The organism is Variovorax gossypii (assembly GCF_003965815.1).
GTDB lineage: Bacteria > Pseudomonadota > Gammaproteobacteria > Burkholderiales > Burkholderiaceae_C > Variovorax > Variovorax gossypii.
In genome coordinates this window covers 760667-775811 of the sequence record NZ_RXOE01000002.1, presented here as the reverse complement: position 1 = coordinate 775811, position 15145 = coordinate 760667, and the positions used below count along the sequence as shown (strand labels likewise).

The window sequence follows — 15145 nt, the reverse complement described above, 5'->3', positions numbered from 1 at the left end:
CGTTTCGGGGCTCAGGGGTTCTTTTTCGTGGTGCCGCTTGTCGGAATCGAACTGACGACCTTCCGCTTACAAGGCGGGTGCTCTACCAATTGAGCTAAAGCGGCGAATTCCAGTGATTCTAGTGGTGCCGGCCGGCATGCCCGGCGGCCCGCTGCATCCGCTACTTGATGCGCTTGAGCGACGGCCTCGCGCCGCCGCCAGCCGGCGGGCGCGGCGGCTCGTCGGTCGGGTCGGCGGACGCACCGGCATCGACTGCTTCGCTGCCGTCGTCGCCCGTCACCAGGTGGACGATCTTGCCGGCGTCGCCGCCCTCCGCGCCACCGCGCGATGCATCGCGCAGCGGTGCCCGCGAAGCGCCTTGCGCGGAAGGCGCCGATACCTCGGCGCCGTCGTTGTCGGACGAAACGGCAGGCGCGGGCGCGGGAAACGCCATGCCCTGCCCGTTCTCGCGCGCGTAGATGGCGATCACCCGTCCCACCGGCACGCTGATTTCACGCGCCGTGCCCGCGAAACGGGCCTTGAACTCGATGAAGTCGTTGCCGAGCTTGAGCGAGCTGGTCGCGTCGAAGCTGATGTTGAGCACGATCTCGCCGTTCTTCACGTACTCGCGCGGAACCTGGACGGTGTCGTCGACCTGCACCGCGACGTAGGGCGTGAACCCGTTGTCGGTGCACCATTCGTACAGCGCCCTGATGAGGTACGGGCGGGTGGAGGACGACTCGAGCGCGTTGATCATGAAATTGGTACCGTGCAATCGCGAAATCGTGGCCTCGAATAGGCCACTGTCTCTTCGCGGAACACCGCGGAACCGGCTTTGCCGGGCCGCTGGTGTTGCCCCCGGAAGGGGGTTGGCGAAGCGACACGAAGTGCGCGAAGCCTGGGGGCGATCTTAATTACTTTCGCATGACCTTTTCGGACGGGGTCAGCGCCTCGATGTAGGCCGGGCGCGAGAAGATGCGCTCGGCGTACTTCAGCAGCGGTGCTGCGTTCTTGCTCAGGTCGATGCCGTAGTAGTCGAGGCGCCACAGCAGCGGCGCGATGGCCACGTCGAGCATCGAGAAGTTGTCGCCCAGCATGTACTTGTTCTTGAGGAACACGGGTGCCAGCTGCGTGAGGCGGTCGCGGATGTGCGAGCGGGCCTTTTCCAGCGCCTTCTCGTTGCCCTTGGTGGTGCGGTTCTCGAGCGTCGAGACGTGCACGAAGAGCTCCTTCTCGAAGTTGAGCAGGAACAGGCGCACGCGGGCGCGATCGACCGGGTCGCCGGGCATCAGCTGGGGATGCGGGAAGCGCTCGTCGATGTACTCGTTGATGATGTTCGACTCGTACAGGATCAGGTCGCGCTCGACCAGGATCGGCACCTGGCCGTACGGGTTCATCACGCTGATGTCTTCGGGCTTGTTGTAGAGATCGACGTCGCGGATCTCGAAGTCCATGCCCTTTTCGAACAACACGAAGCGGCAGCGGTGGGAAAAGGGGCAAGTCGTTCCTGAATACAAGACCATCATGGCGAGAGACTCCTAAAAATCAAAAAGAGTGGGTCGCGTTGGCAACCCACTCTGCGGGACCGGATGCCCGAGGGTATCCGGTCGGCGTGGACGGAACTACTTGACGTCTTTCCAGTACGAGGCGTTCAGCCGCCACACGAACACCACCGACATGGCCAGGAACAGGAGCACCCATACGCCGATGCGGATGCGGGTGTTCTGTGCCGGTTCAGCCATCCATTGCAGGTAGCCCACCAGGTCGCCGACAGCAGCATCGTATTGCACGGGTGTCAGGGTACCGGGAGTGACTTGCTCCCATTTGCCCGTGAACACCTCGGCTTCGTGGCCGTGCTGCTCCACCTTGGCATACACCGGGCGGCGTTCGCCTTGCAGTTCCCACAGGGGGTTCGGCATGGCGACGCTCGGGAACACGAGATTGTTCCAGCCGGTGGCCTTGGTTCCGTCGCGGTAGTAGGTGCGGAGGTACGTGTAGAGGTAGTCGGCGCCGGTGCCGCCGTGACCGGCGCGCGAACGGGCGACCAGCGTCAGGTCGGGCGGCGTGGTGCCGAACCATTCCTTGGCCTGGCGCGCGTCGATGTTGGCCTTCATGGTTTCGCCGACCTTGTCGGTCGTGAACAGAAGGTTGTCCTTGATCTGCTGCTCGGTAATGCCGATGTCCTGCAGGCGGTTGTAGCGCATGAAGGCGGCCGAGTGGCAGTTCAGGCAGTAGTTGACGAACAGCTTGGCCCCGTTCTGCAGGGACGCCAGGTCGGTCGTCTTGTTGGGAGCCTTGTCCCACGCGATGCCCTCGGACTCGGCCGATGCCGCCGCGGAGAAGGTCAGGCCCAGAGCGAGCCCCAGGACCGCGAGCCAGCCGGAAATGCTTTTCTTCATCGTGTTTCTCTCAGCTCTCTTGCGCTTCTGGTTGTCTCAATGGGCGGCGAAGACCACGCGCTCGGGCACGGTCTTGAACTCGCCCTTGCGGCTCCACCACGGCATCAGGAGGAAGAAGCCGAAGTACACGAGGGTGCCGATCTGCGAGATGGTCTGCGCGATGTCCAGCTTGAACGAGCCGATGGCCAGTTCGCCCCACACGCCGGGAGGCTGGATGCCCAGGTAGCCCAGGATCAGGAAGAAGAACACGAAGAGGCCGTACACGTACTTGTGCCAGCCCGGACGGTAGCGGATCGACTTGACTTCGCTGTGGTCGAGCCACGGCAGGAAGAACAGGATGATGACCGAGCCGCCCATGACGACCACGCCCCAGAACTTGGCGTCGAAGTACTTGAGCAGGCAGATCACGACGGCAGCCACGACGAGGCCGGCGATCTTCAGGCCCATGCCCGACTTGCCCTTGAAGAGATTCCAGAGGGCGGCCGCTGCGATGATCAGCGAGAACACGTTGACCATGTCGTCGGTGGTCGCGCGCAGCATCGAATAGAACGGCGTGAAGTACCACACCGGGGCGATGTGGTTCGGCGTCTTCAGCGAGTCGGCCGGGATGAAGTTGTTGTATTCGAGGAAGTAGCCGCCGGCTTCGGGGGCGAAGAAGATCACCGCCGAGAAGATCGTGAGGAACACCACCACGCCGAAGATGTCGTGCACGGTGTAGTACGGATGCGACGGAATGCCGTCCAGCGGATGGCCGTCGGGGCCACGCTTGGCCTTGATCTCGATGCCGTCGGGGTTGTTGGAGCCCACTTCGTGCAGGGCGATCAGGTGGGCGACCACCAGGCCCAGCAGCACCAGCGGCACCGCGATCACGTGGAAGCTGAAGAATCGGTTCAGCGTGGCGTCGCTCACCACGTAGTCGCCGCGGATCAGCAGGGCCAGGTCGGGGCCGATGAAGGGGATGGCGGCGAACAGGTTCACGATCACCTGGGCGCCCCAGTAGGACATCTGGCCCCAGGGCAGCAGGTAGCCCATGAAGGCCTCGGCCATCAGGCACAGGAAGATCGCGCAGCCGAACACCCAGATCAGCTCGCGCGGCTTGCGGTAGCTGCCGTACATGAGGCCGCGGAACATGTGCAGGTACACCACGATGAAGAACGCCGAGGCGCCCGTCGAGTGGATGTAGCGGATCAGCCAGCCCCACGGCACGTCGCGCATGATGTACTCGACCGATGCGAACGCCTGGTTCGCGTCGGGCTTGTAGTGCATGACGAGGAAGATGCCGGTGACGATCTGGATCACCAGGACCAGCATCGCCAGCGAGCCGAAGATGTACCAGAAGTTGAAGTTCTTCGGCGCGTAGTACTTGCCCCACTGGTCGTTCCACAGCTTGCTCAGCGGGAAACGGTTGTCGACCCAGTTCAGCAGCTTGGCGCCGGCGGGTGCGTTGGGGGAGATCTCGTGGAATTCAGCCATGTTCTTCTTCCGCCTCAGGCCTTCTTGGAGTCTTCACCGATCAGGAGCTTGGTGTCCGACAGGTACATGTGCGGCGGCACCGGCAGGTTGTCGGGCGCAGGCTTGTTCTTGAAGACCCGGCCGGCCAGGTCGAAAGTGGAACCGTGGCAGGGGCAGAGGAAGCCGCCTTCCCAGTCGTTCGGCAGCGAGGGCTGCGGACCGGCCTGGAAGCGGTCGGTCGGCGAGCAGCCCAGGTGGGTGCAGATGCCGACCACGACCAGTACGTCTGGCTTGATCGAGCGGTGCTCGTTCTGTGCGTACTTGGGGGTGAATTCGTCGGGATGACGCTTGGAGAGGGGGTCGGCCAGCTGGCCATCCAGCTTGGGGAGCTCCGCGATCTGCTCGGGGGAGCGCTTGAGGATCCAGACCGGCTTGCCCCGCCATTCGACGGTGATCTTCTCGCCGACCTTGAGTGCCGAAATGTCGACCTCGACCGCGGCACCCGCAGCCTTGGCCTTCTCGGAAGGCTGGAAAGTGCTCACGAACGGGATGGCGGTGGCCACACCGCCCGCCACGCCGGCACAGCCTGATGCAATCAGCCAAGTCCGCTTGCTGGTGTCGATCCGGGTCGAGCCGGAATTCATGTCACTCATGGGGGGATCCTCTTGTCTTCTTCGCTGGAGCAGGAGTCAACCCGCGATTGTAGCGGGGCGCTAAAGGGATATTCAATGGCCGCCATGCGCGTGGCCGGCGAACGACGGCAAGGCGCGCCGCGTACGCGGGCGCCCGCCGGGGGCGACAGGAGCCTGTCGCCGCGGGGACTTCAGTTCAGAAGGCCGTGCTGCATCGCCTCGTGGACCGCCTGGGTCCGCGACTTGACGGAGAGCTTGCGGTAGATGCTCTTGGCGTGGAACTCGATGGTGTTGACCGACAGGTACACCGCCTCGGCGATCTGCCTGTTGCTCCAGCCCTGCGCGATCAGGCGCAGCACCTTGAGCTCGCGGGGTGACAGCAGCCCCTGCGGCAGCCGCGAGTCCGGCCCCTGCTGATGTTGCTGCTGTTGATATTGATGTGGCTGCTGTTGCTGCGGCGCCTGGCCCTGCACGCGGATGGCCTCGATCGTGCGCGCCTTCGCGGAGGCGGCGATCGAACCGAGGATGCGCCGCGCGATGCGCGAGTCCATCGGCGAGCCGCCGCGCTCGATCGAACGCAGCAGATAGCCGAGCTCCGCATCGTCGGTCTCCGTCAGCAGGTAGCCGATGGCGCCGGCGGCGATGGCGGCGTTCACCAGTTGCTGGTCGTCGGTTGCCGACATGCCGACGCTCTCGATGCGCGGATAGGCCTGGCGCACATGCTGCAGCACCGCGACGCCGTCGTTGCCCGGCAGCCGCATGTCGACCAGCACGAGGTCGTAGGGCAAGGCCGCCAGCAGATTGAATGCTTCGGCGCGGCCCGAGGCGACCACCACGCGGCGATGCGGCGCGAGATCGCAGAGGATGCGCCGCATGCGATCGGCGGAGACGGAATCGTCCGCGACGATCAGCGCTGCATGGAAGACGCCGCCATACAACTGCGCGGCCGTTGGCACCGGCCTCGCGGAGGCTGTGGTGTACGGGATGTTCATTTCCATGTCCGCTCTCCTGCCCTCGCGCACCGGACTTCGTCCGTGCCGCATGCGTTGTCGATGCCCAAGAAAAAATTGATCACGCGACTTCCTCTGGCTATCTGGCTACCCTGCGGGCAGCATCGAAATGTTGTCTTTCGTTTCAGATACCGCAGGAACGATGCCCACGCGGGCGAACAACGGCGCGCGCGATGCTTCGGCGCGTGTAGTACTTTGATTTCGTTGAAGAAATTGCCTCGAACCGCCTGAAAAACAGGCACACGGGCGGGCCCTTTGAAGGCCGTTTTTGCGTCGTTGTTACGTGCGAGTTACCGCGCGTGTTACGTAGCACCACGCCACACGAAACGCGCTCGAGATCGCGTTTCGAAACGTCACCACGCGATTTGCGCGATGCCCGCGAAGCCGCATGTGCATTGGCTTCGCGGGCCATGCATGCATTCGTCGACGCCGCATCGACCTGCATGCATACATCCAGAACTACGGATCCCGGTGATGTTCAGCGAAGACCTCGATTCCTAGCATCGGTTGCATTGGGTAACTCGATGAAACCCAACCCTGCTTCCACGCGACGAGGGCGCCTGGAAGACCAGAAATGGCAACTGATTTTCCAAGGAAGAAAGTCCAAATGACTACATCCCAGCGTCCCAGCGTTCGCTCTTTCATTGTTCGCCGTCCTGGCGTGAGCCAGCTTCTCGCTTCGGTGCTTCTGAGCGCTGGATATGTGCTGACACTGCCTGTCGCTCACGCGCAGGTCACCATCGGCGGCGACTCCGTGGTCGTCGACCCGCCCGGCCCAGGCGGGACCACAAGCAACAACAACGGCGTGCTCGTTTCCGATGACGGCATTTCCACCCCGACGCTCACGGCAACGAGCGTCAGCGCAGGCAGCGTGACCGCCAACAACGGCACCATCAACACCCTGAGTTCCGGCAGCATCACCTCCGGCACGGTCGCGGCAGGCAGCATTACCGCAACACGCGTGACCACCACCAGCCTGAGCACGACATCGGCAACGGCAACCAACCTGACCTCGACCAGCATCAGCACGGCGACCCTCACAGCGGGCACCGTGTCCGCAGGCAGCGTCAGCGCAGGCACCGTGTCCTCCACGAATATCACCGCGACCAACCTCTCGGCCGGCAGCGGCACGGTCAACAGCTTGACCTCCACGAGCATCAGCACCGCCACGCTCACCGCAGGCACCGTGTCTTCGACCAACGTCACCACGACGAACCTCTCGGCCACCAGCGGCACGGTCAGCAGCCTGACCTCCACCAGCATCAGCACGGGCACGCTCACCGCTGGCACCGTGTCCGCGGGCAGCATCACTGCCGGCACCGTGTCTTCGACCAACGTCACCGCGACCAACCTCTCGGCCACCAGCGGCACTGTCAGCAGCCTGACCTCCACCAGCATCAGCACGGGCACCCTCACCGCAGGCACCGTCTCCGCCGGCAGCGTCAGTGCAGGTACGGTCTCCGCCACGGACGTCACTTCGACGAACCTCTCCGCCAACAGCGGCACGGTCAACAGCCTGACCACCACCAGCATCAGCGCCGCCACCCTCAGCGCGGGCACCGTGTCCGCCGGCAGCGTCAGCGCGGGTACCGTCTCCGCAACGAACGTCACCTCGACCAACCTGTCCGCCAACAGCGGCACGGTCAACAGCCTGACCTCCACCAGCATCAGCACGGCCACCCTCACCGCTGGCACCGTGTCCGCCGGCAGCGTCAGCGCAGGTACGGTTTCCGCAACGAACGTCACCTCGACCAACGTCTCGGCCGCCAACGGCACGGTCAACTCGCTGAGCTCAAACAGCGTGACCACCGGCAGCATCTCGTCGGTCAACGGCACGATCCAGTCGCTGACCTCGACCAACATCATGGCGACCGGCATCACCTCGACGAACGTGCTGGCGACCAACGTCGATGCCACCAACGTCGTCACGACCAACCTGACTTCGAACACCGGCAGCATCTCGACGCTGACCTCCACCAACGTCAGCACGACCAACGTGACGGCCAGCAACGGCACGATCAACACGCTGAGCTCGACCAACGTCAGCACCACCAACCTGAGCGCGACGAACGGCACCATCAACACGCTGAGCGCAACCAATGTCAGCGCGACGAACCTGACGGCCAGCAACGGCACGATCAACACGTTGAGCTCGACCAACGTCAGCACCACCAACCTGACGGCATCGAACGGCACCATCAACACGCTGAGCGCAACCAATGTCAGCACGACGGACCTGACCGCCAACAACGGCACGATCAACACGCTGAGTGCCACCAACGTCAGCACCACGAACCTGACGGCCAACAACGGCACCATCAACACGTTGAGCGCCACCAACGTCAGCACGACGAACCTGACGGCCAACGCCGGCACCATCAACACGCTGAGCGCGACCAACGTCAGCACGACGGACCTGACGGCCAACAACGGCACGATCAACACGCTGAGCTCCACCAATGTCAGCACCACCAACCTGACGGCGAGCCGCGGCACGATCAACACGCTGAGCGCGACGAACGTCAGCACCACCAACCTGTCGGCCGCCAGCGCCACCATCAATGCACTGACGGCCAACACGGTCAGCGCCACGACGGTGAACGCGAACACGGTGAACGCCAGCACGGTGAATGCGACCACCGGCAACTTCCAGACGATCACGGCCGCCAACGGCAACATCACGGTGCTGAACACGCAGACCGGCAACATCACCACGATCAACGCCGTGACCGGCAACGTCACGACGCTGAATGCGGGCACGGTTAACGTCACCGGCAACGTGAATGCGGGCGGCACCATCACGGCGGGCAACGGCGTGGTCGCCAACGGCCGGGTGCAGAACGTGGCTCCGGGCGTGCTGCCGACGGACGCGGCCAACATGTCGCAGTTGAACCAGGTCCGCAACGAAGTGCAGGACATGCGCAAGACCAGCAGCACCGGCGCGGCCATCGCGCTGGCCGCCGCCTCGGTGCCGGCGCTCGAGGCCGGCAAGAGCTTCGGCATCGGCGTGGGCGTGGGCTCCTTCGACGGTCGCTCGGCCATCGCGGCTGCCGCCAGCTTCCGCATCGGGGAAGGCGCGCAGATCAAGGTGAACATCGGCAGCGGCAGCAGCGGCAAGGTCGGCGGCGGCATCGGCGCCTCCTGGTCCTGGTAATCCGGCCCGGCATCCCGGCGGCGCCCTGCGCGCCACGGGATTGCCAGCGGATCGAAACAAAAGGCCGGCCCCTATACTGGGTGACCGGCCTTTTTCACCTCCTTTTCACCCGTTTGCGCGGGGGGCCGGTACCCCAGGCGGCCGCCCTTTTCTGACCCGTCCATCACACGGATTCATGAACTCACCTTCTCTCGCTCCCGCTCCTTCCGCACCGGCCGAGGATGCCGGCAGTCTCCTGGAACAGGGGCTGGTGCTGCACCGGGTGGGTCGTTTCGCGGAAGCCATCCAGGTCTACGAGGCGCTGCTGTCGCGCTTTCCGGAGCATGCCGACGCGCTGCACCTGACGGGCGAGGCGCTGTACCGCCAGGGCCGGGCGAAGCTGGCGCTGAACTACGTGAACCGCGCGATCGCGCGTTCGCCGCACCACTTCTACTTCAACACCCGCGCGACGATCTTCATGCACATGGGCCTGCCGAACGAAGCGCAGCAGGACCTTCGCCGCGCGATCAAGGCGCTGCCGAACTACCCCGAGGCGTACGTGAACCTGTCGGCGGTCTACCGCCAGCAGAAGAAGTTCCGGCAGGCGCGCGAAGCCGCCGCCGAGGCCACGCGGCTCGCACCGCAGGCTCCCGCGGCCTGGAACAACGCCGGCGCGATCGACATGGAGCAGGACCGCTTCGACGAGGCGATCGTGCAGTTCCGCCAGGCACTGGCGCTCGACGGCAACTACGGCGCCGCGCACAAGAACATCGGCAAGATCCGCGCGCACCAGAAGGACTGGGCAGCAGCCCTCGACTCGTACGCGCACGCCGCCGCCGATCCGCTGGACTGCGAGGCCGCCTTCATGCTTTCCCGCGCGCTGCAGGCCTGCGGGCGCACCGAGGAAGCCATCGAGCCCATGCAGCGCGCCATGCGCAACTGGCCGGCCGAGGAGCGCCACAAGGCGCTGTCCGACCCCGAGGGCGTGGCCGCGCTCTACGGCGTGTGCGGCGCGCTCGAGGGCGTGTCGATGCGCTTCGCGGAATCGGCCGAGCTCTACAAGCTCGCGCTCGAGAGCCTGCCGGAGCACGAGCTGCTGCTGAACAACCTGGGCACGGTGAACTTCCGGCTCGGCCGTTTCGACACCGCCATCGAGGTGCTCAAGAAGGCGCTCGAGGTGCATCCGCGCCAGGTGCTCGCGCGCTGCAACCTGGGCGTGACCTACGTGATGGCGGGCCAGTCCGAGGCCGCCATCGCCGAGTTCGAGCAGTGCCTGCGCGACGACCCCGACTTCATGCCCGCCATGGTGTGGATGCTGGGCGAGAAGGCGCACATCGCCGACTGGAACGGCGTGCCCGAGCTGCGCGAGCGGATCGCGGCGCTGCTGGACAACCCGAGCAACGACCAGACGGTGTCGTCGTTCATCCTGATGTCGAACTACGACGACGCGCGCCGCCTCATGAACTGGACGCAGCGCTCCGCCCTGCTGGCCGACCGCAACGCGGCCATCAGGCCGTTTGCCGACGCGGGCGCGCGCCGCACCTCGCCGCGCATCCGCGTGGGCTACTACTCGTTCGACTTCCGCAACCACCCGGTCGCGCACCTGACGGCCGAGCTCTACGGCCAGCACGACCGCAAGGACTTCGAAGTCTTCGTCTACTCCTACGGCCCGGACGACGGCCATCCCGCGCGGGCGCGCATCGCCGCGACGGCCGAACATTTCGTCGACATGCAGGGCCAGTCGATCCAGCAGATGGCCGAGCGCATCCGCGAGGACGAGATCGACATCCTGGTCGACCTCTCGGGCGACACGCGCGGAGCCAAGCCGCAGGTGATGGCCTATCACGCGGCGCCCGCGCAGCTCATGTGGCTGGGCTACATGGGCACCAGCGGCACGCCGAGCTACGACTACCTGGTGTCCGACAACTTCCTCTCGCCGCCGGGCACGGAAGACTGCTACTCCGAGAAGCTGCTGCGCCTGCCCGAGACCTTCCAGGTGATCGACACCAAGCGCCCGGTCAACCCGCACCGACCCACGCGCGCCGAGCACGGCCTGCCCGAGGACGCCTTCGTGCTGTGCAACTTCTCGCAGTCCTTCAAGATCCAGCCCGAGACCTTCGAGGCCTGGGTGCGCATCGTTCAGGGCATTCCGAACTCGGTACTGTGGCTGGCACAGGGCCCGAACGGCTTCGAGCAGAACCTGCGCGTGCAGTGGGAGAAGGCGGGCCTGGAGGCCGAGCGGCTGATCGTGTCGCCTCGCATGCCGGTCGACCAGCACCTGGCGCGCATCGGCCTGGCCGACCTGTTCATCGACACCTTCCCCTACAGCAGCGGCGCGACCGCGAACGACGTGCTGTGGTCGGGCGTGCCGCTGCTGGCGCTCACTGGCACGACGATGGTGTCGCGCATGGCGGGCAGCCTGCTGCGCGCCATCGGGCTGCCGGAGCTGGTGGCCGCGGGCCACGATGAGTACGTGCGCAAGGCCGTCCACTACGCCACGCACCCCGACGAGCTGGCCGAACTGCGCGATCGACTCGCCGCGGCCAAGGACGCGCGCCGCGGCTACTTCGACACCCCGCGCTTCGTGCGCCACCTCGAGGACGGCTACCGGCAGATTGCCGCGCGCAGTCGTGAAGGTTTGCCGCCCGCGCACGTCGACGTCGCACCGCGCCCCCAGGAGAAGTGAGCAATCGCAGGCATACTCGGCTCTCCTTCAACAGCAGAGCTCCAGCAGCCTTTTGAATCATGAGCATCCTCAGTGAATTCAAGGAATTTGCCGTCAAGGGCAACGTCATCGACCTCGCGGTCGGCGTGATCATCGGCGCCGCCTTCGGCAAGATCGTCGATTCGCTCGTGGCCGACATCATCATGCCGCTGGTTGGCGTGGTGTTCGGCAAGCTCGATTTCTCCAACCTCTACGTGGTGCTGGGCACCGTGCCGGCCGGCGTGGCGAACACGCTGGCGGACCTGAAGAAGGCCGGCGTGCCGGTGCTGGCGTACGGCAACTTCATCACCATCGCGGTCAACTTCGTGATCCTCGCCTTCATCATCTTCATGATGGTCAAGCAGATCAACCGCCTGAAGCGCAGCGAAGAGCCGGCACCCGCCGCCGCCCCCGAAACGCCCGAAGACGTGGTGCTGCTGCGCGAGATCCGCGACAGCCTCAAGCAACGCTGAGCTTGCTGCTCGCCCCGGGCTGCGCGCACTTCGTGCCGCGCGCGCCTTCCCCCTGCCGGGGACAACACCGACGGCCCGGCCAAGCCGGTTCCGTGGTGTTTCTGGAAAACTCCGTTCAGCTCAGCGTGCGAGCCATGCGCAGCGCCTCGACAAGGCTCGAGGCATCGGCCAGTCCGGTACCCGCGATATCGAACGCGGTACCGTGATCGGGGCTGGTGCGCACCAGCGGCAGCCCCAGCGTCACGTTCACGCCCTTCTCCACGCCCAGGTACTTGACCGGGATCAGGCCCTGGTCGTGGTACATCGCGACCACCACGTCGAACTCGCCGCTGGACGGCACGCCGTGCTTGGCGCGCGCGCGCATGAAGACCGTGTCGGGCGCATGAGGCCCGCTGGCGTCGATGCCTTCGGCGCGCGCGGCCTCGACGGCCGGCGCGATGATCTCGCGCTCCTCCGACCCGAAGAGGCCGCCCTCGCCCGCATGCGGGTTGAGGCCCGCCACGCCGATGCGCGGCGCGCGGCCCAGCGCTTGCGTCAATGCGCGGTGCGTGATGCGCAGGGTTTCGAGCACGCCTTCGAAGCGGACCGCCTCGATGGCATGGCGCAGCGACATGTGGATGCTGACGAGCACGGTGCGCAGCTCGTCGTTGGCCAGCATCATGCGCACCGGCACGTCGGCCACCGTGCGGCCCAGATGCGCGGCCGCCTCGGCCTGCAGCAGCTCGGTGTGGCCGGGATACGGAAAGCCCGCGGCCGACAGCGCCTCCTTGTGCAGCGGCGCGGTCACGATGGCGGCGATCTCGCCGCGCAGCGCGGCGCGCGCGGCCCAGACCACGCATTCGCCTGCCACGCGGCCCGCCTCGGCGCTGATGCGGCCCGTTTCGATGTGCGAAGGCGGCGCGATCACCTGCAGCACCGGGATGCAGCCCGGCGGCACCACCGCTGCCCCGGCGACCGATTCGATCTCGACCACCGGCCATGCGGGCCGGCCCGGTGCCGCGAGGGCCTGCGATGCCTTGCGCATCGTGCCGACGTCGCCGGCGACGAAAGCGCCATGGGTCGCCTCCGGCGCATCGCGGAAAGCCTTGGCGATGATCTCGGGCCCGATGCCCGCGGGGTCGCCCAGCGTGATGGCGATCGCGGCGCTCATGCCGGGTTGTCGATGTCGATGAACTCGTGCTTAAGCCCGAGCTGCGCCGCCACGTGCCCCGCCACCGCAGGCGCGCCGTAGCGCTCGGTGGCATGGTGCCCGCAGGCCAGGAAGGCCACGCCCATCTCGCGCGCGTAGTGGGCCTGCGGCTCGGAGATCTCGCCGGTGATGAAGGCGTCGGCGCCGGCCGCGATGGCCGCCTCGAAGTAGCCCTGCGCGCCGCCCGTGCACCAGGCCACGTTCCGGATGGGACGATTCGCCGTGTCGACGAGGGTGACCGACCGCTTCAGCACGCCCTCGACATGCGTGGCGAGCGCCTTGGCGCTGCCGAAGCTCTCGCCGCTTTCCTGCGCGCCGAGAAAGCCCAGCTCCTGCTCGCCGAAGCGCCCGGCCGAGCCGGCATGCGCGACGAGCCCCAGCTTCAGGCCGAGCTGGGCGTTGTTGCCGAGCTCGGGGTGCGCATCGAGCGGCAGGTGGTAGGCGAAGAGGTTGACGTCGTCGCCCAAAAGCAGGCCCAGGCGCTGCTTCATCCAGCCGGTGACGCAGCCGTCCTGGCCGCGCCAGAACAGGCCGTGGTGGACGAAGATGGCGTCGGCCTCGGCGCTGATCGCGGCCTCGATCAGCGCGCGGCTGGCGGTCACGCCCGAGACGATCTTGCGGACCACGGTGCGCCCTTCGACCTGCAGGCCGTTGGGTCCGTAGTCCTTGAAGCGCCCGGGGGCCAGCAGCAGGTCGAATGCGTGAAGCAGTTCGTGGCGGGTGGTGCTCATCGCGCCATTGTCGCGCCGCGGGCGGGGGCCACGCCATCGCGCATCGCGTGGCCGCGCGCGGCCATGGGCAGCAGGGCCAGCAGGAAGCCCAGCGCGGCCAGCACCGCCACGTAGTGGGCGGGCGCCATCGTGTCGCGCTGCAGCCAGAGCGTGAGGATCACCGGCGTCAGCCCGCCGAACACCGCGTACGACATGTTGTAGGCGAACGAGAGCCCGGTGAAGCGCACCGGCGCCGGGAAGGCGCGCACGCCGGCGATCGGCACGGTGGCGATGGTGCCCACGAACAGCCCCACCAGCCCGTAGTGCCAGAACAGCGTGGCCGGCGTGCCGGGCAGGCCGCTGTAGAACAGGTAGGCGGTGACGAAGAGGCCGCCCCAGCCGATCAGCATCACGATGCGCGTGCCGATGCGGTCGCAGGCCCAGCCGGCCAGCACGCAGCCCAGCGTCAGGGTGAGCGTGGCAAGCGCATTGGCCTCCAGCGCCATCGCAGCGGGAATGTGGTGCACCTTCTGCAGGTAGGTGGGCGTGTAGAGCACCACGACCACGATGGCGGCCGACAGCACCCAGGTCAGCAGCGCGACGTAGACGCAGGCCAGGCGATGCTCGCGCAGCACCGTGCGAAGCGGCAGCTCGCGCGCCACGCTGCGGCGGTCGGCCAGCTCCCTGAACACCGGCGTCTCGTGCAGGAACCGACGCAGGTACACCGACACCAGACCGAACACGCCACCCAGGATGAAGGGAATGCGCCAGGCGAAATCGCTCACCTGCTCGGGCGAATAGTGGCGGTTGATGGCCACCGCGATCAGCGAGCCCAGCAGGATGCCGCCGGTGATGCCCGAGGTCAGCACGCCGATGCCCAGGCCGTAGCGTTTGGCCGGCACGTGCTCGCCAACGAACACCCAGGCGCCGGGCATCTCGCCGCCGATGGCCGCGCCCTGCAGCACGCGCATCGCCAGCAGCAGCAGGGGCGCGGCGACGCCGATGCTCGCGTAGGTCGGCAGCAGGCCGATCACCAGCGTGGGCGCCGCCATCAGGAAGATCGACAGGGTGAACATGCGCTTGCGGCCGAAGATGTCGCCGAAATGCGCGATGACGATGCCGCCCACCGGGCGCGCCAGGTAGCCGGCCGCGAAGATGCCGAAGGTCTGCAGCTGCCGCAGCCAGTCGGGCATGTCCGTCGGGAAGAACAGCGCCCCCAGCACGGTGGCGAAGAACACGTAGATGACGAAGTCGTAGAACTCCAGGGTGCCGCCGAGGGCGGACAGGCCGAGGGTCTTGTAGTCGCTCGTACCGAGCGTGCGCGCCGGTGCCGGCTGCGCGCCGTCCGGGAAGTTTGCTTCTGAAGTCATGGCTGGCAGGGAGGTCTTGGCCGCGCGCCAGCCGCAAGGCCGGGTGAGAAGACGGAAGAATGGCGCGCTGGCGGGCGGAATGCCTGGCCGCTTC

At 66.4% G+C, this 15145-nt stretch carries 12 protein-coding genes and 1 tRNA gene; 3 read left to right on the top strand and 10 right to left on the bottom strand.

Annotation, left to right across the window (positions count from 1 at the left end):
* Positions 1-28: 28 nt before the first annotated feature.
* From EJP69_RS11250 to EJP69_RS11220, 7 genes are all read right to left on the bottom strand, one after another.
* Positions 29-104: transfer RNA gene (locus EJP69_RS11250), tRNA-Thr, on the bottom strand.
* 56 nt (positions 105-160) lie between these two features.
* The gene (locus EJP69_RS11245; RefSeq protein ID WP_093196309.1) at positions 161-736 is read right to left on the bottom strand and encodes a ClpXP protease specificity-enhancing factor; all 576 of its coding nucleotides are present in this window, start codon (positions 734-736) and stop codon (positions 161-163) included.
* Between the two features lie 157 nt (positions 737-893).
* Positions 894-1505, bottom strand: coding sequence for a glutathione S-transferase N-terminal domain-containing protein (locus EJP69_RS11240; protein WP_007835362.1), 612 nt, complete (start codon positions 1503-1505; stop codon positions 894-896).
* A gap of 96 nt (positions 1506-1601) precedes the next feature.
* Entirely contained in the window at positions 1602-2378 is a 777-nt protein-coding gene (locus EJP69_RS11235; RefSeq protein ID WP_093196311.1) for a cytochrome c1, read from the bottom strand.
* A gap of 36 nt (positions 2379-2414) precedes the next feature.
* Positions 2415-3851, bottom strand: coding sequence for a cytochrome b (locus tag EJP69_RS11230; protein WP_093299839.1), 1437 nt, complete (start codon positions 3849-3851; stop codon positions 2415-2417).
* Between the two features lie 14 nt (positions 3852-3865).
* Positions 3866-4483, bottom strand: a complete 618-nt coding sequence (gene petA / locus EJP69_RS11225) for a ubiquinol-cytochrome c reductase iron-sulfur subunit (protein WP_093196315.1) — start codon at positions 4481-4483, stop codon at positions 3866-3868.
* A gap of 170 nt (positions 4484-4653) precedes the next feature.
* Positions 4654-5460 (bottom strand): response regulator transcription factor, encoded by an 807-nt coding sequence (locus EJP69_RS11220; RefSeq protein WP_126470109.1) that lies wholly within the window; start codon positions 5458-5460, stop codon positions 4654-4656.
* Positions 5461-6133: 673 nt separating this feature from the next.
* Here EJP69_RS11220 and EJP69_RS11215 point away from each other — a divergent pair.
* The 3 genes from EJP69_RS11215 to mscL all read left to right on the top strand — a co-directional run bounded on the left by EJP69_RS11215 (position 6134) and on the right by mscL (position 11782).
* Entirely contained in the window at positions 6134-8626 is a 2493-nt protein-coding gene (locus EJP69_RS11215) for a beta strand repeat-containing protein (RefSeq protein ID WP_240652114.1), read from the top strand.
* Between the two features lie 175 nt (positions 8627-8801).
* Positions 8802-11291, top strand: a complete 2490-nt coding sequence (locus EJP69_RS11210) for a tetratricopeptide repeat protein (protein ID WP_126470105.1) — start codon at positions 8802-8804, stop codon at positions 11289-11291.
* Positions 11292-11350: 59 nt separating this feature from the next.
* The gene (gene mscL / locus EJP69_RS11205; RefSeq protein WP_093196323.1) at positions 11351-11782 is read left to right on the top strand and encodes a large conductance mechanosensitive channel protein MscL; all 432 of its coding nucleotides are present in this window, start codon (positions 11351-11353) and stop codon (positions 11780-11782) included.
* Positions 11783-11897: 115 nt separating this feature from the next.
* Here mscL and pdxA read toward each other — a convergent pair whose 3' ends face one another.
* Genes pdxA through EJP69_RS11190 form a run of 3 tightly spaced genes read right to left on the bottom strand, consistent with a single transcriptional unit; the run spans position 11898 to position 15051 of the window.
* Positions 11898-12932: a 4-hydroxythreonine-4-phosphate dehydrogenase PdxA gene (gene pdxA, locus EJP69_RS11200; RefSeq protein WP_126470103.1), complete on the bottom strand. Its 1035-nt coding sequence runs from the start codon at positions 12930-12932 to the stop codon at positions 11898-11900.
* Entirely contained in the window at positions 12929-13702 is a 774-nt protein-coding gene (locus EJP69_RS11195) for a Nif3-like dinuclear metal center hexameric protein (protein WP_126470101.1), read from the bottom strand. Before EJP69_RS11195 ends, pdxA begins: the two co-directional genes overlap by 4 nt.
* Entirely contained in the window at positions 13699-15051 is a 1353-nt protein-coding gene (locus EJP69_RS11190; protein WP_093299834.1) for an MFS transporter, read from the bottom strand. The genes EJP69_RS11195 and EJP69_RS11190 overlap by 4 nt, the downstream gene beginning before the upstream one ends.
* Between the last annotated feature and the right edge of the window lie 94 nt (positions 15052-15145).